Below are 21,010 nucleotides of genomic sequence, written 5' to 3' on the forward strand. Positions count from 1 at the left end.
AAGCGGTTGTCAAAAAATCTTGTAAAGGCGAACGGTGAGTCAATTTGGCTCGTGAAACGAAGAATCCCACGTCTTTTTAAGCGTGGGAGTGTCAAGATAGGTGGCTTAGTTTAATAAAGGCGCTATCCTCAGACAGACTTTTAGATCAACCTAATCCTCTCTATAGTCAATGTTTCTCAAGTTAAGGTCTTGAATCGGTCTGGCATTGACTTGATAAAGGTCTGTAAATGAATCAATCTGTGCTTGAGATGCTGTAATTGGATTCTTTAAAACAATCCACTTGACTCCTTCACTACAAGGTGGCGTTGTTAGAGAACCGTTATAGGTGAAATAGGACTTGTTAGGTGGGAGAAAATTATTAGCATTGATAGTACCAGTTGCCATAGTGCTTCCTTCCTGTAGGGGCATATTAGCCAAAACAGTCTGTAGCTCACTATTACTACTACCTGGTTCGATAAAGACGCCAACCACTGCCAATTTACCTTGATCATCTTGGTGAACCAAGTGTAGCTCTTTTGCCGCTGCTTCGTCGTTTAACCAGTGTTCGCTAGGAGTATGGAAGTGAAACTGAACTAACCGATACGTTTTCCCTGCAATTGTCATGGTGCTGTTTGATGGGAACGGGTAATTCACTTGAATTGTGTGACCGTTATTTTGAATCAGAGGATTAGTTATCGGTTGATAATTAAACGTAATGTTACCAGAAAATAGGAGACCACCAAGATCAAGAAGCGATTCTTTTAGATTGATAGGAGATTGCTTTGTTCCACTTTCACAAACTGCCCAGCTTGGGTCTAATTCATGCCACCTTGTTGGATTATTACTACCTCCATAAGTAAAGTCCGGTGAGGCCTGTGAGGATTTAATGTCCGACAGTAGTCCGAGAGGAATAGCCGAAACACAAGCCACAACTGAAGCAAAAATTCCAGTCAAAGCGACGGGTAGTTTATTGGGGGTCAACTTCATGATATTTTAGCCAGCTAATGGGTGAAAAATAGAGGACAAAAAATTTTTAAGCAAATCTTAATATTTATTATAGATTCATTCGTTACAAAAATAAATATTTTTTCCATAGATAATAACTATGGTTCCCATAGATTTATGCATGGGTGAGCCATCAGAGACAAGCTCATCAGCTCAAACCCATCAAAACCATTGCATCTCTATCAGCAAAAATGTACGGCGACTTACCCAGCTTCCCCAGCTCTCTGCGCTCACCTCAGCCCTTATTCAGCAAGCCGGAACTACTAGTGGGTTATTCCTGCGGCGCGGCACTAGCAGATGGCACACCCTGACAAGCCAGGAAGGTTAACCCAGAACTGTAGGGGGTAACGCTGGGAGTTTGGGCAACTAGCATGACTGTCCCATCCGGCTTTTTTACCCATCCTTGCGCTTCCACGATTTGCCGCATGGGAGGAATAGCCGAATTAGGCAGGATGAATGATGAATGATTGGGTGGGTGTTCATCATTCGATAAGGTGCTTTCATCATTGAGTAAGCGCCAATCTTGCCAGAGTATCTCGCTATTGAGCAATTCGTTCGGGTTGGATGGCAAACCGCCGCGCCCGGTAATCACAAATTCACCGAGTTGGCTAGTAGTACCAACTTTATCGGCTGAACAGTTTTGGGCAACTAAGCGAGTGGCATCCACTAAATTGGTGGGTAAGTTAATTAAGCCGCTAGTGGGATCAACCTCTGGATTGTTGATTTCCACTACACCATCGACACCAAACTCAGAACTAGCGGTGATGTCACTCAAAGGGGTGAGGCGATCGCGAAATTCTAGCCCTAAAATACCCTGAGTGGTAATTTTAATCGTCCCCCCTCGACCCTCAAAAGCATTGGCGGTGATATCACTATTTTCTGCTGGAATAGCAAAGATGAAGGGAGCATTTATGGTGATATTACCGCCATCACCACCTGCTTGAGCCGTTCCTGCGGTGGTAGAGATCTTACTACCGTGGCGCAACACCAATAAACTCTGTACCTGTAGGTTAATATCGCCACCCGTATTGCTGGCTGTTTCTGCTGAGATAAAGGCTTGATTTTCCAGGGACAAAGAGCCAGCTTGGAGTTCAATATTACCGCCTGTCCCCGTGCCTTGGCTATCTACCGCAATTCCTGCACCATCCTGAATCGTTACAATTCTAGGATCAACAAAAATACTGCCACCATTACCCGTTGAACCCGGAGTGGTGTTGGCAAATAGTCCACTGCCTGCCCCGGATAGGTTGATGTTATCTTGAATAATCAGGGTGATATCCCCAGCGTTTTGACTACCTGCCGTTGTGGTACGGAGTTGCCCCCCATTAGCCACCTTGAAGGTATTCCCCCTCACACTAATGCTGCCACCCCAACCCCCCGCCGTTTCTGTCGTTGCTGCTGATATTTGGGAACCATTTTGAATCGTTATTTGGTCAGTTGTCAGGTTAATGCTACCAGCATTTCCTTCTCCCGCAGTACTAGCACTGATTTGAGCGTTATTGTTGAGGGAAAGTATCCGGGTTTGAAGTTCAATTTTACCTCCTTCACCCATTGCTCCAGCGTTTACTGCCGTTGAGATGGAACTATTATCTAGGACAATAGCCTCAGCATCCTGCACTAAAATACTGCCTGCGTCCCCAGTACCGGAAGTACTGGCATTGATTTGAGCATTATTTCTTAGGAGCACCGAACCCGATTGAATTGCAATGTCACTCGGTTGAGTGGCGACTGCTCCCTGATTCACTGCTGTTGAGATGGAACTATTATCTAGGGAAACTGACTCAGCATCTTGCACTAAAATACTGCCTGCATCCCCCTCTCCAGAAGTCGCGGCTGAAATTTGAGCATTATTGAGGGAAAGCGATCGCGTTTGCAGTATGATTTCCTCAGAGTTCCCCACTGCTCCTGCTTCTACCGCCGTGCTAATTTGACTGTCATTCGCTAAGGATAGTGCCTGTTGTGCCTGCACAACTATCTGTCCAGTATTTCCCTGTGCTGAGGTAGAGGCATTGATTTGAGAGTTACTATCGAGGGAAACTACGTCAGCATTCTGTACCAAAATATCGCCGGCATTCCCTTGTCCTGCTGTACTGGCAGTAATTTGAGCGTTATTATTCAGGGAAAGTGTCCCAGTTTGAAGCTCAATTTTACCTCCTTCGCCCATTGCTCCAGCGTTTACTGCCGTTGAGATGGAACTATTATCTAGGGAAACTAAGTCAGCATTCTCGACTAAAATCCTGCCTGCATCCCCAGTACCCGAAGTACTGGCATTAATTTGAGCGTTATTGGTGAGGGAAATAGAACCCGATTGAATTTCAATGTTACTCGGTTGAGTCGATACTGCTCCCTGATTTACTGCTGTTGAGATAGAACTGTTATCTAGGGAAACCGAGTCAGCATCTTGTACCAAAATACTCCCAGCACTTCCCTCTCCAGAAGTACTCGCACTCAAAAACGCGCCATTGTTCAGGGTAAGTGTGCCGGTTTGAAGTTCAATCTTACCCCCTTCTCCCGTCGCCCCAGCATTTACTGCTGTTGAGATAGAACTATTATCCAGGGAAACCGAGTCAGCATCTTGCACTAAAATATCACCTGCATTCCCTTCCCTTGAGGTGCTGGCAATGAGTTTAGCTTCATTGTCTAAGAAAAGTGAGCGGGAATCTACAACGATATTGCCAGCATCTCCTTCTCCCAAGGTACTGGCATCTAAAAATGCTCCATTCGTTAGGGTAAGTTCCCCCGTCCCAATGATAATATCACCCCCATTACCATCGGCGTTCGTTTCCACACGACTGAAAACTCCGGCACCGTTATCCAACGAGACTAATTCCCTTGCTTGAACAGTTACATCTCCAGCATCCCCAGTTGCTGAAGTACTCGAATCTAAAAACGCATTATTCGTCAGATACAATTGGGGTGCTGTAATATCAATAGTCCCTCCCTTCCCTCCTCCCAGAGTGCGGCTTTGGACAGTGCCACCATCAAAGGACACCCTATCCCTAGCTTCAATCACTACATCTCCTCCATCACCCTGTCCCAGAGTCAAGGAATCTAGCTTAGTATTCGTCAAAGAGACTACTGATGCAGTGATATCAACGTCACCACCTCTACCCTGTCCCTGAGTTTCGCTGAAAATACCCCCGCCCTCTAAGGAAACGGTATCATTAACAGCAATACTCACATTGCCTGCATTTGCGTTGCCAATACTCCGGGTAGACAGTGCTGCCTCGGTAGCGAAGAACGAATTAGCTGTAATTGTAATATCTCCCCCAGTTGTGCTGGAGTCAGACCCAAAGTTCCGACTAGAGAGGTTCTCTTCGATATAGATATTACCCTCAAGAGTGAGGGTAATCGTTCCGCTCAATAAGCCATCAGAAATAATGGGAGCTTGAATCCTAATATCCCCCTCTGCCAGCAACGTGATATCACCCCCATTACCATCGGTTAGCCCAAAAAAAGGAGAGGTATCAATGGCAGAGGTAATAAACTCTCCACCACTACCGCCATTGAGGGTAATGCTACTGCCTGCATCGATAATCGCCGCACCACCCCCATTAAGATCTCTAGTGTCAATTGAGTCAACGGTAATACCATTGGGGGTAGGTAGAGATAGGTTGGGCAAGAACTGATTGGTTAAAAAGACAATTCCCCCATTACCTGTATTCAGATCAAAAACCACGATATCGCCAATCGTAATATCAGCACTCGTTGCTGTTGCAGAAGGGGGTGGGGCAATCCCGATGCCTGTAGTTCCAGGAAAATTTGGTAGTAAAGACCAATCAATTCCCGCCCGCACATCTAATGTGGCAGTATTGCTGCCATCAATCGTGAGGGGTGTTCCATCCGATAACGTCACATTCGCCAAACTCGCCAGGAAGGGGTCTGGGTTAGCCGGATTAATTGTATTTGCCCCTGCATCCGTCGTTTCGATAAAAATACTGCCTAGGGTAACGCTACCACCCGCCAAAATATGGAGTGAAGCGCCAAAAAATTCTGCTAAAGTCACATCTCCTGTTGCCAGAATAATCGGGTCTTTGGGGCTAAACAAACTCCCCGGACTGCCATCTAGGGTTTCCACTCGAAAATTTCCACCACTCGAGTAATGAGCATCGCCTCCTATCCTATTGGCAGAACGCAGTACCATATCCCCACCCGAAAAGAAGCCGCTATCAGGATGATTCCAGGCAACAATATCCAGCGTTTGATTCCCCTGAATCAACAACTGACCTCCGGCGGATGCGATAAAGGGATGAGTTGCCCTATCACGCACCTGCACCGTATCCTCGGCTTGCAGTGTTAAATCTCCCCCAGCAACTAGCTGACCTTGTAAGTCAAGAGTGTCAGCAGCTAGGGTTAAATTTTCACCCACTGTTAAATTACCAGAATTAGTCAGGGTAGCCTTGGGTTGCTGTGACCCGTATTGCAACCCGATGGGAACATTAATGGTGAGTAAGGGTGGTGCTTGAGGATGGGTAGCACTAAACTCACTGCCATCTGGAAACGTGAAACGATTTGCGGTGCTGGCTGTAAATGAACCCCTAATATCTAATTGAGCGTTGGGTCCAAAGATAATCCCATTGGGATTAAGCAAAAATAAGTTGGCATTACCCAATACCCCGAGAGTTCCCAGAATATTGGACTGATTGCTGCCAGTTACTCGACTGAAAATCGTCTCAATTGCCGTAGGATTGACAAAATAAACCCGTTGCCCATCTCCAATATTGAACTCGGAGAAGCTGTGGAACAAATTCACGCCGCGAATTGCCCCCCCTTCAATCAAGTCGGCTGGCAACCCCTGAATATTACCATTGGGATTCATTACCGAACCTTCAACCCCCAAGGTGCTATCGGGCACAATTTGGGTTAACGCCCTGTCTGCCAGCGAGAGGGTTAAGCTAATCGCTGTCACAAGACTGACCAAACTTGATAACCGTTGGTCAACTCTCTGATTGCAAGTCATTTGAGGTTAAGAATGAATTCTATTATTATCGGTGATCGCCACCTGTACAGGTCTTATTTTTTATTAAGATTGGTGTCAATCTTAGCAGGGGAGAGTCACTCTCATCAGTTTAGCCTTGGGGGGTACACATCGGTCAAATAACCAAGTCTTCTTCTTTACAATTCCTTCATAAAAATTTAATCAAAAAATAAGGGCTAATTCCTTGTCAATCAAGACTTGTGGCTGATTATTCAGTGAAACGAGGAAAACAGATAAGTTTGTTTTTTTAATGAAGTTCCAGAAATCCCTTGTTTTGCTGCTTAAGGGTAAGCTAATCTGAACATCATAAGTAACAGCACCGAGTTAACCCTAAGGTTTCCTCTTAGTTAGCTGTTACTATCAATAAATTTTCTCTGAAAAAACCATAACCTTCGATATAAAGAGATAGCTTTTTGTTGATCATACCCAAGAAAAAGCTAGTTTTAAGGCACTCAAAAATTCAATACTATTGACTAACCAGGAGACAAATGATTAAACTGAAACATTTATTTCAATTAGCAGGCGCGGGACTAGCCCTGGGGATGTTCTGTAACCCTAGTCCTGCCAAAGCCCTCACCCTTTCCTTGGGAGGGACTACGATAACGAACAACCTCCAAGATAATCAAGCCGGAGACATTAATTCCACTTCAAATATTATTGACTTTAGATTTACTAATCAACCCGTTACCGATAGCTCTGGTAATACTGCAACCGTTAGCGGTTTTTTGCGGGCGCTTTGGGGGAGCGGGGCGCTCGTTGATGAAACGGGTCAACAATTAGGGGGTGTACTATTAACCCTCAGAGAGTATGAAGTAACAGCCGCTACCACCAATACCAGCTCCTTTAATATTAATGACTTAATTCTATTTTCTCATGATTTTACTTACAGTTTTTCGGGGAGACGGGGGGCACCGAGTCAGGTAACTGCCTATCAGCAGCTCACGGGGGAATTTAGAAGTAATAGTACGAATAATGTAGCGAGTACAAATCAGGTGAGCTTTACCGCTTTGGTGAATACTTCCTTAATTGCTAACCAATCATCTGGTACCCCTGAGGCTCGCACTGTCTCTCAAATTAATCTCCCCGTAGCTTCGGCAACGTTGTCGAATGCGAATTCAAGTCTAGATAATCCAACCCTGCAAGGTAACCTAACCCAGCTAACCTTAGCACCGGGTCAATCCGTTAGGCTGCAAAATAGCGCCTGCTTCGCTATTGTCGATTTGGACAGTGAAGAGTCCTCGTTTACAGCCGACGATGTGGAACGCAATTGTAAAAAGGCTCCCGAACCCTCTTCAATGGGCGCTATCCTGGCATTTAGTATTCTCGGAGCTAGTTCCTTGCTGAGACGTAAGGGGTTGAGTAACCAATAACCCCTAAAGCCAATTCCCCACCAATACAAACGGTGCCCAGTAATAGGGGTGTTGCCTGTAGGTGGGGTCTTGCAAAACTGATAATTGGGCACGACGCAGAGCTTCAGCTTTCGTAAGGGAACCCCTAGCTAGCTCTTGGTAAAATTGACCCATGAGTCCCGCTGTGGCTTCATCGCTAACTGACCAGAGGGTTGCCAGGGTGCTACGGGCACCCGCCCGTAGTGCAACTCCAGCAATTCCTAAAGTTGCACGGTTGTCCCCTTTAGCCGTTTCACAGGCACTGAGTACCAGTAGTTCGATAGGTTCTGACCCGTGTAAGTCTCTGGTTTGCAATAAGTTATTAAAGTCCTTGACATTAATGCGAGCATCCCAGGTGAGAATGAAGGTGTCCTCAGCATTGGAACTGAACTGACCGTGAGTCGCTAGGTGTACTACAGGAAAAGAAACCTGAGTGAGGGCATTTTGAATATTGGTTTGGGTAAACTCTTGATTGAGAAACAATTCACCCGGTAGCAGCGATTCAATTTCATTCAGTTCAAGTTCAACATTAGGCAGGGCAGGAAACTCCTCACGGGCTGCGGAAAGTCCAGCCGTTAATACTTTTAAGGGTCGTTGAGCGAGAGGCTTTGGGTCTAGCAGTTCTAGTCCTGGAGTCAGAGCAACGGCATACTTTTCCAGTAAAAATTGTTCACCATCGTAGAGAGCCGCCATGGGAATATTCCGCAGCGCTCCATCCAGAACAAAGACTAGCGTTTTGACGTCACTGGCGACTAAGTCAGTCTCTACGGGTCGAATTAACCAGTCATAAACGGTTTGAGAAAGCTGGAAATACCCCTGACCGAGACGTTGAGTTAGATTGATGTAAAGATTGCTGAGGGTACTCTCAACTTGCTCCTGGGGTAGAAACGTGGCGTAGTGACGCAGGGGTTGCTGGGGTAGGCTGAGGATGACTTCCAGGCGGTCTGGTAGGATAATCGGATAAATTACAGCCGCTTGCTGGTCAACTTTGTCGATTTCCACGGGGCTGGCATTCAGACAAGCTGACCGAAAGAAGTTATCCAGTTGGGCTAACTGCAAAGACTCAATCACCTTGCGAGCTTTTTCCAACCGCTCTGGAGAGGTTTTATCTTGCAGAAGTAAACTGACAAACTCTCGGTAAACAGGTTCAACCGTCTCCCGGAAGGAAAACTGCACCTCTGAATTAACTGCCACCAAGTCACTGCGCAAAGACTGGAGAGTGTTAACGGCTTCTCCGTAAGCGGCAACGGCTCCTGGTTCATCCTTTTGCACGTTGAGCAGGCGTCCGAGTTGCCACTGCCAACGATAGGAAATATCTGAGGCGTTAATCCCTTGGGACAGGGCTAAGGCTTGTTGGGTTAGGTCTTGGGCGTCTGACCATTGTTGGGCATCTTCGTACACTTCCCCTAGAGTACCGAGAGCTAAGGAGAGCGATCGCTGATCTTGCAACAGTTTAGCCTGTTGTGTGGCTGTAGCTAGGAGCTGGGCAGTAGATTGGAGATTCGCACTTGACTGGGGAATTTCAGCCTGCTCCTCAGCTCGCTTTCTGTCCATCTTCATCAGGGTTTGGGCAAAGTTAATCTGGGCGTAGACGGTAGGGCGAGAAGGGGGTAAATTAGTAATCTCAGACTGAATTTGGGGCAATAAGGTTTGAACCTCTGACCACCGTTCAGCGGCTACCAACAGGCTTAATTGATTGAGTTGAGACTGAATTTGAGTGATTTTGGACGTGGATTGGGCGATAGCCTGTTGATAGAAGCTTAATGCCGCTTCACTATCCTGTTGAGCGCGGGCAGTGTTCCCTAAGCTGAGAAGAATAGCACTGAGATCTGAGGGGGATTTTGATTGTTGAGCGGCAGTCAAACTTGCTTGCAAGACCCGTCGCGACTCATCCCCCTCACCTAACAAGCGGAGAACATTACCCAGACTGAGCAACCCCGTACTTTTGAGTTGTAAGTCGGATTGAGACTCAAGAGACTGTTCTACTCCAGCTAAGGTCTGCCGCGCCCGCAAGTAAAATCCTAATGCTTGCTGGACTTGGGCTTGGTTAATCAGGCTACCAATTTGACCTGCTTGATCATCAGCTTGAGCGTAGGTAGCCGCAGCTTGTTGCCAACTCCCTAGGGCAGTTTCGAGTTGACCTTGAGCGAATTGTAGACTCCCCTGAGTGTTCAGGGCGTGGGCGAGAATGAGTAATGGGTTGCCACTATTGCTCTGAGTTAAGTTACTTTGTAAGAGTTTTAGACTTTTAGCGATCGCGTCATTGGCTTGAGTCCATTGTCCCAGTTTCTGATACGCCAAAGCCAGATAGCTGAGTATCTTTGCCTGATTCAGTTCATCCCCGCGCTCTTGATACGCCTGAGCTGAGGCATCCCAAGCAGTGGCGGCGGCAGCGAACTGCCCTGCCTGGTACAGTTCTCTACCCTGTTGGGCGAAGTGTGTGCCATCGGTGATAGCTAGAACGGCTAATTCCCCTAGACTCAAGGAGGGCAGATGGGGGAAGAAACGTTTCAATCCGGCTGTGCTAGGGTTCAACCCAATCCACAGGGTAACAAGGAGTCCCAAGACCACATTTCTGAGAAGGGTTAAAATTCTACGCCCCCATCCAGACCGTTTCTTTACCATAGTCTTCCCCCCCAGTTAAAAGGGTATTGTAAGGGATTTTAATGCCATCTCCTCAAAGCGATCGCACATCACCATCAAACAGCTTCAATTCCTGGTGTTCGGGCGTATCTGGGGAAAGGGAAAGCGCGATCGCAATCCTTACCCATACCCCAAACGCGATCGCACTCCTTCCATTGAGTCTGTTTTGAAAATATCAATTACCTCTCGCAACCCGCAATATTCGAGATTTTGAAGATTGTGTAATTTCACCTGAGGGGGCGACATGAAAGCTAAAACATTGATAGAATAAGATCCATAGCCCTCATACCTCTTAAATAATACTCTAGCTTATTGCAATTAAGTCTCATTAAATCCTGAACAATACCCCAACAATCATCCCAGAAACTGACCCAAGTGTGACTATGATAAACCAACCTTCTTCAACTGACTTCTTTAATATCCTGGAGGACATGAATCATCAGATTGAACAAGAGTAATTCCTTCTCTTTTAGTTGATTTTCTAGATATTTTTGATACACCTTTAGAACTTAAAGCCAATTCCCCACAAATACGAACGGTGCCCAATAATAGGGGTGTCGCCCATATTTAGGATCTTGCAAAATAGCTAACTGAGCGTGGCGCAGGGCTTCAGCTTTCGTCACCGTTTCCTTGGTTAACTCGTCATAGAACTGAACCATCAGCTTTGAGGTTGCCTCATCATCGACGAGCCACAACGTCGCCAGTGTGCTGCGAGCGCCGGCTCTTACTGCCACACCAGCAATTCCCAACGCCGCTCTATCATCTCCTTTAGCGGTTTCACAAGCACTGAGAACCAGTAATTCAATCGGATTTGAGCCCCGTAAGTCAGTTGTTTCTAGTAAATTATTTAATTCATTGACATCAATGCGATCGTCCCAGGTTAAGATAAATGTCCCCTCAGCCTTTGAACTAAACTGACCGTGAGTGGCTAGGTGTACTATCGGGAAAGACCCTTGATCGAGGGTATTTTGCAAGATGGTTTTGGTAAACTGGTCATTGAGCAGCAACTCTCCAGGCATCAGATCTTGAATTTCTTTGAGTTCTCTCTCTACATTAGGCAGGGCTCCAAAGACGCCACGGGATTCGGAGAGTCCGGCGGTTAAAACCCTGAGATCTCTTTGGGTCAAAGGTTTAGATTCGAGTAACTCTAGTCCTGGGGTTAGAGCGATCGCATACTTTTCTAGCAAATACTGCTCACCATCGAAAAGAGCCGCCATAGGAATATTACGCAGGGAGCCGTTGAGGACAAATACCAACGTTTTAACCTCACTTTCGACTAAAGCAGCTTCCGTGGGTCGAATCAACCAATCATAAACTTCTTGGGCAAGGGGTATATACTGCCGACTGGTACGCTGGGGCAGAAATTTGCGGAGTTCTAATAAGGTACTTTCAACTTGGTTTTGGGGAATGATGGTGGTGTAATGACGTAAGGGTTGCTGAGGTAAGCTGAGAATCACTTCCAAGCGGTTTTGCAGAACAATGGGATAAATAATCGCCGCCTGTTGATCAAGGGTGTCAATTTTGACAGGCTTGGCACTCAAACAATCCGTCCGAAAGAAGTTATCCAGTTCAGCCAACTGTAACGATTCAATCACCTGACGGGCTTGTTCAAGCCGTTCTGGATCAATTTGGCTATCATCTTCTGGTAAGAGTAACTCCACCAACTCCCGATATATCGGCTCAACACCTTTTTGAAATGAGAACTGGACATCAGAATTCACCGCCACCAAATCGCTGCGGAGAGATTGTAGGGTACTAACTGCTCCACTGTAAGCCGCGATCGCTCCTTGAGTATCTCCTTGTTTGTTGAGCAAGCGTCCAAGTTGCCACTGCCACAGATACAGAATATCTAAGGCTTGGATAGATTGAGCCCGCACTGAGGCTTGTTGAGTTAGCTCTCGCGCTTCTTCAAATTGATTAGTTTGTTCGTAAAGTCCTCCCAAAGTGCCGAGGGCATAGGCTTGTGCTCTTGTGTCTCCCAGACTCTTCCCTTGCTGACTCGCTGTTGCCAACAGTTGAGCAATCATTGTCCAGTCTGGAAAACCGGCTTGCAGTTCCTGAGACTGATTTTCTGAGTACTGTTTGAGTGCTATCAACGTTTGAGCAAAGTTGATGCGGGAGTAAATAGCTGGGTGAGACAGGGGTAAGTCATCAAGTTGAGTCTGGATTTGACGCCACAAGGGTAGAGCTGGCTGAATCTTTTCAGTTTTGACTAAAAAGCTGAGTTGATTTAATTGAGCTTGAATGGTTAGGGTTGGAGAGTTTGATGCGGCAGCCGCTTGTTCGTAGAAATCTAGAGCCTCTTGGGTTTGCTGCTGTTGACGAGCTGTATTTGCCAAGCTTAATAGGGCAGCACTAGTATCTTGAGGCGATCGCAAATTCCGGGCAATCTGCAAACTTTGCTCTAGGGTTTCGCGGGAGCGGGGCAAGTCACCAACGAGTAGCAGAACATCAGCGAGGGAGCGCAACCCAACTGCCTTAGTTAGGGAATCCGGTTGAGCCTCAAGACTTTGCTGAACCTGGTTGAGCAAGGCTAGGGCGCGACGGTAAAACCCTAAAACTTGCATCGCTTGCGCTTGATTGATTTGGCTCTTGATTTCGCCAACCTCATTTCCGAGTTGACGGTAAAGGGCAGTCGCTTGCTGCCAAGTGACTAAAGCTTGCTCGGTTTGTCCTAATGTTAATTGCAGACGACCTTGAATATCTAAGCTTTGGGCAAGAATTCGCTGGCGTTGTGCGGGGGATTCGGCGGCTTTTTCTGTTTGCAAAAGGGCGAGACTGGTTGAGATGGCATCGGTTGCCTGCGACCACAACCCCAGTTGCTGATAAGCTAAGGAGAGATTACTCAGTACTGTTGCTTGTTTGAGAGTATCCCCTTGGGCTTGATACGCATCAGCGGCTTGTTGCAAAACCGTTACGGCTTGGGTAAATTGCCCCGTTTCATAAAGAGTTTTGCCTTGCTCGACTAAGCCTGCGGTTGGAGATTGGGAAACCGGGGAATCGAGGGCAAGGGTGTAGAACTTTCTGTCGAGTTGCTTTAAGGGAGACGGGAAAACAGGAAGCGAAGAAGAAGCCGTAGTAATCGGCAATCGGCTTGAGGGAGCTTTTGCGAACGTCGGCGAACCCACTGCACACAAAAATGCTACAACTAGCGCTAGGAGGAACCAACTCCACCCCTTTTTCGGGGGTAAGGGAGTGAGATTTATGTGCCTGCTGAGGCGTTTTACCCGCCCTCTCTGACTGCTATCGAAAGGTGAGATAGCTCTGAAAAGCGATCGCAAGCGCTGATAAGGTGGATGCCGTTTTCTGGTCATAATCTATCACTGTATTAAATTAAGTAACTTACATCTTGCCAATGGAACAGTTTCACCCACTCCCCACTCCCCACTCCCCACTCCCCTGCTCTGCATCAACTCACAATCCCTTACAGGAACTAGGATTGAACCCAGGACGCTGAGGCGTCACTTCGGAGGCGACGGCGGTTAGAACAACATTGCCTTGCTGATCGACTGTCCACCCCTGAGCTTCTACAATGGTTTTGACTGGGGACTCTTTTGTCGGGGTGGCGCTGACAACATCAGGTTGACCGTCGGTTTCTGATTCTAACGGCACCCAATCAGCAATAGTCGCTTCACTAACTAACGGCTGATTGGGTTGCTGAGGCAGTCCGCCCCGTCCGGTGACAACAAACTCACTGGCGTTTTGTTGAGCATCTGCCTGACAAGTGCGGTCTACTAATCCTTCCACATCGATGGGTTCGCTGGGCAATTGGCTTAAGCCACTACTCGGATCAACCTCTGGGGTATTAAGGTTAACATCGCCGTTCAAGCCAAATCGAGAACTAGCAGTGATATCGCTGTTTGGGGTGCGCTGGGGGCGGAATTCTAGACCAAAAATACTCTGAGCTGTAATGTTAATATTACCGCCATCACCACCAAAGGCATCGGCAACAATATCACTATTTTCTTCAGAAACAGCTACTAAGAATTGCGTATCAATAGTAACGTTACCCCCATTCCCATTGCCGCCCAAAGCTTCGGCTGAAATGAGGCTGTTGCGGCGCATCTCAATGAAGTCTCGCGCTTCGAGGTCGATGTTACCCCCTTCACCCGATACAGTTCTCGCAATCAGAGAGCCTTTATTGTCAAGCCGAATGGAGTTGGCTGCGATAGTTATCATACCTGCATTCCCAGTTGCTTGGGTGGGCAAAATCAGTCCGGCGACATTTCCAAACGTCAATGTGCCACTGGGAACGCTCAAGTCGCTAGTTGTGGTGCCAGTAGCGGCTGTTACCCGTGCCTCATCCCGAACAGTTAACTGTTCAGTGTTCACCTGCAAGTTACCAGCATTTCCACTACCAAACCCCTGAGAATATAAGCCACTGGGAAAACCAGTGTCTGATTTTCCACTGAGCTCTACTGACTCAGAAGCGTTAACAACTAAACTCCCGCCTGCACCATCGCCCCAAGTCGATACTGTCACCAAGCCGCCATCCCGGACGCTCAACCGTCTCGTGTTGATTGTTAAGTCTCCAGCATTTCCGGCATTCGTTGGGTTACTTAATGTATTAAAGGTATCAGTAGCGATGCTGCTAGGAATCACATTAATCGGTGATTTGCCAATCACTTCTACTGACTCAGAGGCATTGACGGTTAATTTCCCGCCATTACCTTGACCTAAGGTCGGCGCTGCTACTAATGCTCCATCTCGAAGCGTCAATCGCCTAGTATTTATTGTCATATCTCCAGCATCACCAGTACCTAGAGTCGCAGCAGCCAAGAGGCTGGCACTCTGACCATCTACTGATATTCCACTCAGTTCCACAGACTCGGAGGCGTTCACCGTCAAATTCCCGCCTTGTCCCTGATTGCGAGTACTCGTGGATATATTTTGTCCGCCTTGGACAATCAATCGTTCTGTATTAATCAATAAATTTCCAGCATCTCCAATACCTTGACTCTCACTAAACAAACCGCCGACATTCATGGGGCTAATATCAATCAATTCCACGTCTGACGCATTCACTGTTAAATTACCACCACTTCCTTGACCAAACGTAAATGTTGATGCCTCTGCTCCCTCCCTGACACTCAATCTCTCTGTTGTAATATTGACGTTTCCGGTATCTCCAGTTCCGAGAGCAGTTATGGCATATAAACCACTACCCGGATTCTGTATCAGTAAGCCTTGAGCGCCAGATACTTGAGCCTCAGGTAAGAAAGTAGCCAAGAAAGTAGCCAAGGAATTATCCGTCGGATTGCTCGATACTCCCGTAACGTCCACAGACTCAGAGGTGGTTACATTCATATTTCCCCCTTGAGCTGCGCCTAATGTAGCAACAATAATGCGAGCGCCATCCTTTAATAAAAGCGATCGGGCATTAATGTTAATATCACCACCAGTCGTACCGGGTATAGGGGACGTACTGACACTGGTAATTAAGCGATCGCTCACTGATATTGTGCTATTACTCGTAAAGGTGATAGCCCCTCCCAAGCTTCCCAGAGAAAGGATTTCAGATACCGTGATATCGCCATTCGCCAGAAGCCTGATGTCACCTGCCTGTACTAAACCCGAGGTGTTAACCAAGTCATTGAGGGCAATACTACCTCTAGAATCGATAGTAACGGAGCCACCATTCCCCATTGGGTTAGCTGTGGTAATCGCTCCCGTGACTCCCGGTACAGTTGTTACTCCATTGACGGTAATCGTACCACCCGGTAGAGATAGGTTCGGCTGATACTGATTGGTTAAATAGACCACTCCCCCTTGATTAACAATACCGCCAATCGTGATATCTGCACTCGTGGCAGCACCAATCGGGTTGGGGAAGGGGGGAACTATAACTCCCGAGGGAGGAGGAGTATCTTCAATACCAGGACTCCCCACTGCCGTAGTACCTGCTCGAATATCTAAAGTTGGTTGAGTCTTGCCGTTAATTGATACTGTCGTGCCATCCGAGAGTGTGATATTCTCCTCAATTCCATCCTGTACGTCTGAGCCTGTAATAAAAACACCACCAGGAATCGTCACACTCCCCCCGGCAAAAATATGCAAGGAGACGCCCTGATAACCCCCTAAAATTACATCCCCACTGGCACGAATCACCGGATCATTGGGACTTTTTAACATCCCTGGAGTTCCATCTAACTGTTCAAGTCGGAAATTACCCCCAGTCGTGTAATGAGCATCTCCTGTGACAGTATTTCCTGAACGTAATACCAAATCACCCCCAGCAAATAACCCACTCTCAGCATGGTTCAAGGCAAAAATACCGAGACGATTAACGCCTTCAATGAATAGCCGATTTCCAGCAGCGGCAATAAAGGGATTGCTTGTCGTGTCTCGCACCTGTACCGTATCTGCGGCAATTAGGGTTAAATTTCTACCCGCCTGTAGAGAACCCTGCACCTTCAGATTACTGCCGATGAGGGTTAAATCTTCTCCGGCGGCTAAATTACCCGTACTTGCTATTGCACTTTTGGGGTTAACCTGTCCATATTGGAGTCCAGGAGTAACGTTAATTGCTAATAGGGGAGGCGCTTCAGGATTAGTGGCACTAAACTCCACACCATTGCCAAAGATAATAGAGTTATCTGTCGATGCTGCAAAGGAGCCTGGTACATCTAATTTGGCATTTGCACCAAAAATAATACCGTTGGGATTGAGCAGATATAGATTAGCTCCCCCATTGACTCCCAGTGTTCCTAAAATCTTGGAAACCTGACTGCCAGTGATGCGAGAGAAAATGTTTTCAATACCGATGGGATTGGCGAAGTAAACACGCTGCTGCTGTTGGACATTAAAGTCGCTGAAACTGTGGAATAGATTAGCCTCGCGCTGTGCGCCGCCCTCAATCAAATCGGCAGACAGTCCTTTGATAGTCACATTGGGTGTTACTACAGACTCTTCTATTCCCAAGGTGGTATCGGGGGTAATCTGGGCTAGGGTGGGTTGTGCTGTCCCTGCGATTAGCCCACTCCACGCCACAACTCCTGCTATCTTTAATTTTTTGGACATTTTATACCCTACCTTTTATCAAGCTAGCTTAATCATTCAATGAGTAACAACTAAACCATTCACCTTAACTTTAAAACCCCCTTGAGATTCTTGACAAAAATAACAACTGCTCCCTGTTTTTTTGTTTTTATCCTCTTAACACAAAAATGTATTTGATTCGGGTTTTTGTTAGTCTTCCTGAGGTCTATGATAGGCGATAGAGTAGGGTTAGGAGTCTGGAGTTATTAAGTTAAAAGAGGAGTTAATTTTTCTGACGCCTAAACTCCAGAACTTCTGAATCTACCTACCCATTCAGGAACGACGGCAAGAACTGGGATTGAACTGAGGATCTTGAGGCGTCAGATCGGGAGCTGATGCTGTCAGGATGACGTTGCCCTTGTCATCGACCATCCATCCCTGAGCTTCTACAATGGGTTTAACTGGAGAACTATCTGCTAGTATCATGGCAGGCGTTTCTGAGGGATTTGCGCTTCGCAGCAGCGCTTCGCTATCGCTAATTTCAGACTCTAGGGGCACCCAATCAGCAATAGTCGCTTCACTAACTAACGGCTGAGTCGGTTGCTGAGGCAATCCGCCCCGTCCGGTAACAACAAACTCACTGGCGTTTTGTTGAGCATCTGCCTGACAAGTGCGGTCTACTAATCCTTCCACATCAATGGGTTCGCTGGGTAATTGGGTTAAGCCACTACTTGGATCAACATCTGGGGTATTAAGGGTAACATTGCCGTTCAAGCCAAATCGAGAACTAGCTGTGATATCGCTTTTTGGAGTTCGCTGGGGGCGGAATTCTAGACCAAAAATACTCTGAGCCGTAATGTCAATATTACCGCCATCACCACCAAAGGCATCGGCAACAATATCACTATTTTCTTCAGAAACAGCTACTAAGAATTCTGTATCAATGGTGATGTTACCGCCGTTACCCTCACCTCCCGAAGCTTCAGCAGAAATCAGGCTGTTGCGCCGCATCTCAATGAAGTCCTGCGCGTTCAGCATGATTTCACCCCCTTCACCGGATACAGTTTTAGCGATTAAAGCACCTCCGTTATCCAGTCGAATCGAGTTAGCAGCAATCCTCATCGTCCCTGCATCTCCTGTCGCTTCATCGGCAAATGTCAACCTCAATCCAGCCCCAAAATCATAATTACCACTGGTAAACCTCACTAAGTCATCCTCAGTAGTTCCCGTAGAAACCGTTATTCTGGCTCCATTTTTAACCGTTAGCTGTTGGGTTTCAACTGCCAAGTTGTTACCATCTCCGGCAGCAAACCCCTGAGAATACAAACCACTGGGAATACCTGCTGCTGATGTTCCACTTAGTTCGACAGACTCAGAAGCGTTGACGAATAAACTCCCCGCCTCACCGGAACCAAAGGTAGAGGCGGATACAATTGAGCCATCTCGAACGCTCAATCGCTTCGTATTAATCGTTAATATTCCCCCATTTCCGGTTTCAGTCGTATCTGTCGATAAGCCACCGGGAATTCCATTAACGGCTGATACTCCCATCAGTTCGACAGACTCCGAGGCGTTGACAGTCAAATTTCCGGCGTTACCTTCGCTAAAAGATGTTGTTCCTACTGCTGCTCCATTCCGCAGAATTAACCGTCTGGTTGTTACGGTTAAGTTTCCAGCATCACCAGAACTTCTAGTTCCAGCCCCCAATAGGGAAGGATACTGTTCATCGGGTGTAGTGCCACTCAACTCAACGGAGTCAGCCGCATTCACTATCAAATCTCCGCCCCTACTCTGACTAAAGGTACTGGTGGATATGCCTGAGCCATCTCGGATTGCCAAACGTCCCGTATCAATACTGATATCTCCAGCATCTCCAGCTCCATAAGACTGAGTATATAAACCACCGGGAATATTCAGGGGGGTAGTGCCAATTAATTCTATGGCTTCAGAGGCTTTGACGGTTACATTTCCCCCCAATCCCTGAGCAAAACTGTAAGCAGATATCTCAGAACCGTCTAAGATAGTCATTCGCCCCGTTTGAACAGTCACATCACCACCAGTACCAGTCCCTGCTGTTATGGATAATAGGGAAGTGGCAGGACTGTTGATTGGTGAACCGGGGGCATTTATTAGCGTTTTGACGGCTTCTGGGGGGAGTGTTGCTAAAAAGTCACTCAGCGGCGGAATTGCTGTTAATAGGGTGTCTAATAGTTTACTATCTGCCTGTGTTCCACTCAGTTGAATAGACTCAGATGCCCTTACATTCAGATTCCCTCCTTGAGCTGCCCCAAAAGTCCCCACAATCAGTCGAGCAGCATTGGTTAAGGAAAGTGATTCTGTCTTGACATTAATATCACCACCACGAATAGGTAGAGGGCTAAAAGGCAGAAGACTAGCACTGAGAATAAGGCTATTGTCTAGAGATAAGGTGCCATTACTGGTAAGGTTGATAGTCCCCCCCAATACACCTACAGAATAAATGTCAGACGTGGTAATATCGCCGTTTGCCAAAAGCCTGATATCGCCTGCCTGTCCTAAACCAGAAGTGTTAACCAGGTCATTGAGGGCAATACTACCTCTAGAATCGATAGTAACGGAGCCACCATTCCCCATTGGATTAGCCGTGGTAATCGCCCCAGTAACTCCCGGCACTGTCGTTAGGGAATTGACGGTAATCGTACCACCCGGTAACGATAGGTTGGGCTGATACTGATTGGTTAAAAAGACCACTCCCCCTTGATTAACAATACCGCCGATAGTAATATCTGCACTCGTTGGAATACTCGTATCTAGGGGGGGTAATGTAGTTAAGGTACTTGGCACTGGGGGAGTATCGATGATTGAAGGACTACCAACTGCTGTAGTCCCAGCTCGGATATCTAAAGTCGGTTGCGTTTTCCCGTTAATTGATACGGTTGTGTCATCGGATAAGGTAATAGTCTCAACCAGTCCGTTGATAGGGTCAGGAATACCAATGATCACACCCCCCAGAATCGTCACACTTCCCCCAGCTAAAATGTGTAGTGAGGCTCCCTGATAACCTCCTAAAATTACATCCCCACTGGCACGAATTACCGGATCAGTGGGACTTTTTAGTACTCCTGGAGTTCCATCCAACTGTTCAAGCCGGAAATTCCCCCCTGTGGTGTAATGAGCATCCCCTCTGACAGTATTTCCTGAACGTAATACCAAATCACCCCCAGAAAATAAGCCACTGCTAGGATAATTCAACGCCAAGATATCAATCCCCTTGATACCCTCCACTAAGAGTTGATTTCCAGCAGAGGCAATGAAGGGATGGGTTGTTGTGTCGCGTATCTGTACTGTATCTGCCCCTTGTAGGGTTAAATTTCTACCCGCCTGAAGAGAACCCTGTAAATTCAGATTTCCCGCTGCCAGTGTTAAATCTTGTCCTGTGGCTAAATTGCCCGTATTAGCGATCGCACCTTCTTTGTTAAACTGTCCATATTGCAATCCAGGAGTGACATTAATCGTCAATAGGGGGGGCACTTGAGGATTGGTGGCACTAAACTCCATGCCATCGCCAAAGACAATAGAGTTAGCCGTCGATGCTGTAAATGAACCCGCGACATCTAGCTTGGCATTTGAACCGAAGATAATACCGTTGGGATTGAGTAGATAGAGGTTAGCTCCTCCATTGACTCCCAGTGTTCCTAAAATGTCGGAAACGTCATTACCAGTAATGCGAGAGAAAATGTTTTCAATACCGATGGGATTGGCGAAGTAAACACGCTGCTGCTGTTGGACATTCAACTCGCTGAAACTGTGGAATAGATTAGCCTCGCGCTGGGTGCCGCCCTCAATCAAATCGGCAGGCAGTCCTTTGATAGTCACATTGGGTGTTACTACAGACTCTTCTATTCCCAAGGTGGTATCGGGGGTAATCTGGGCTAGGGTCGGTTGTGCTGTCCCTGCGATTAGCCCACTCCACGCCACAACTCCTGCTATCTTTAATTTTTTGGACATTTTATAATCTACTTTCACGTGAGCCCCCTTAGTAATCGAATTGAACTATAGC

The 21,010-nt window shown here is 47.0% G+C and carries 9 protein-coding genes; 3 read left to right on the forward strand and 6 right to left on the reverse strand.

All coding sequences use genetic code 11. The features are described from left to right. Positions 1-150: 150 nt before the first annotated feature. Complete coding sequence (locus tag IQ257_RS14925) at positions 151-966, reverse strand: carbonic anhydrase (protein ID WP_193875233.1); 816 nt, start codon at positions 964-966, stop codon at positions 151-153. Between the two features lie 143 nt (positions 967-1,109). Here IQ257_RS14925 and IQ257_RS14930 point away from each other — a divergent pair, with 143 nt between their 5' ends. Beyond that, positions 1,110-1,295, forward strand: coding sequence for a hypothetical protein (locus IQ257_RS14930; RefSeq protein ID WP_193875231.1), 186 nt, complete (start codon positions 1,110-1,112; stop codon positions 1,293-1,295). On the opposite strand, the gene IQ257_RS14935 is transcribed toward IQ257_RS14930, so the two are convergent. Further along, positions 1,256-5,944, reverse strand: coding sequence for a filamentous hemagglutinin N-terminal domain-containing protein (locus tag IQ257_RS14935; protein WP_193875229.1), 4,689 nt, complete (start codon positions 5,942-5,944; stop codon positions 1,256-1,258). The two genes, IQ257_RS14930 and IQ257_RS14935, sit on opposite strands and share 40 nt — an antisense overlap. A 506-nt stretch (positions 5,945-6,450) precedes the next feature. Between IQ257_RS14935 and IQ257_RS14940 the strand changes: the two genes are divergently transcribed. Next, on the forward strand, positions 6,451-7,332 hold the full coding sequence (locus IQ257_RS14940) for a hypothetical protein (protein WP_193875227.1): 882 nt from the start codon (positions 6,451-6,453) through the stop codon (positions 7,330-7,332). A 3-nt stretch (positions 7,333-7,335) separates the two neighbouring features. On the opposite strand, the gene IQ257_RS14945 is transcribed toward IQ257_RS14940, so the two are convergent. Further along, a complete protein-coding gene (locus tag IQ257_RS14945) occupies positions 7,336-9,975 on the reverse strand; it encodes a CHAT domain-containing protein (protein ID WP_193875225.1) in 2,640 nt (879 codons plus the stop codon). Between the two features lie 41 nt (positions 9,976-10,016). Here IQ257_RS14945 and IQ257_RS14950 point away from each other — a divergent pair, with 41 nt between their 5' ends. Next, on the forward strand, positions 10,017-10,163 hold the full coding sequence (locus tag IQ257_RS14950) for a hypothetical protein (protein ID WP_193875223.1): 147 nt from the start codon (positions 10,017-10,019) through the stop codon (positions 10,161-10,163). 339 nt (positions 10,164-10,502) lie between these two features. Here the strand turns inward: IQ257_RS14950 and IQ257_RS14955 are convergent, their stop codons facing one another. The 3 genes from IQ257_RS14955 to IQ257_RS14965 form a co-directional block, all read right to left on the reverse strand. Beyond that, entirely contained in the window at positions 10,503-13,307 is a 2,805-nt protein-coding gene (locus tag IQ257_RS14955; RefSeq protein ID WP_193875221.1) for a CHAT domain-containing protein, read from the reverse strand. A 100-nt stretch (positions 13,308-13,407) separates the two neighbouring features. Then, positions 13,408-17,013, reverse strand: coding sequence for a filamentous hemagglutinin N-terminal domain-containing protein (locus IQ257_RS14960; protein ID WP_193879437.1), 3,606 nt, complete (start codon positions 17,011-17,013; stop codon positions 13,408-13,410). A gap of 291 nt (positions 17,014-17,304) precedes the next feature. Beyond that, entirely contained in the window at positions 17,305-20,958 is a 3,654-nt protein-coding gene (locus IQ257_RS14965) for a filamentous hemagglutinin N-terminal domain-containing protein (protein ID WP_193879435.1), read from the reverse strand. Between the last annotated feature and the right edge of the window lie 52 nt (positions 20,959-21,010).

It is taken from the genome of Coleofasciculus sp. LEGE 07092 (genome assembly GCF_015207375.1).
Lineage (GTDB): Bacteria > Cyanobacteriota > Cyanobacteriia > Cyanobacteriales > Coleofasciculaceae > LEGE-07092.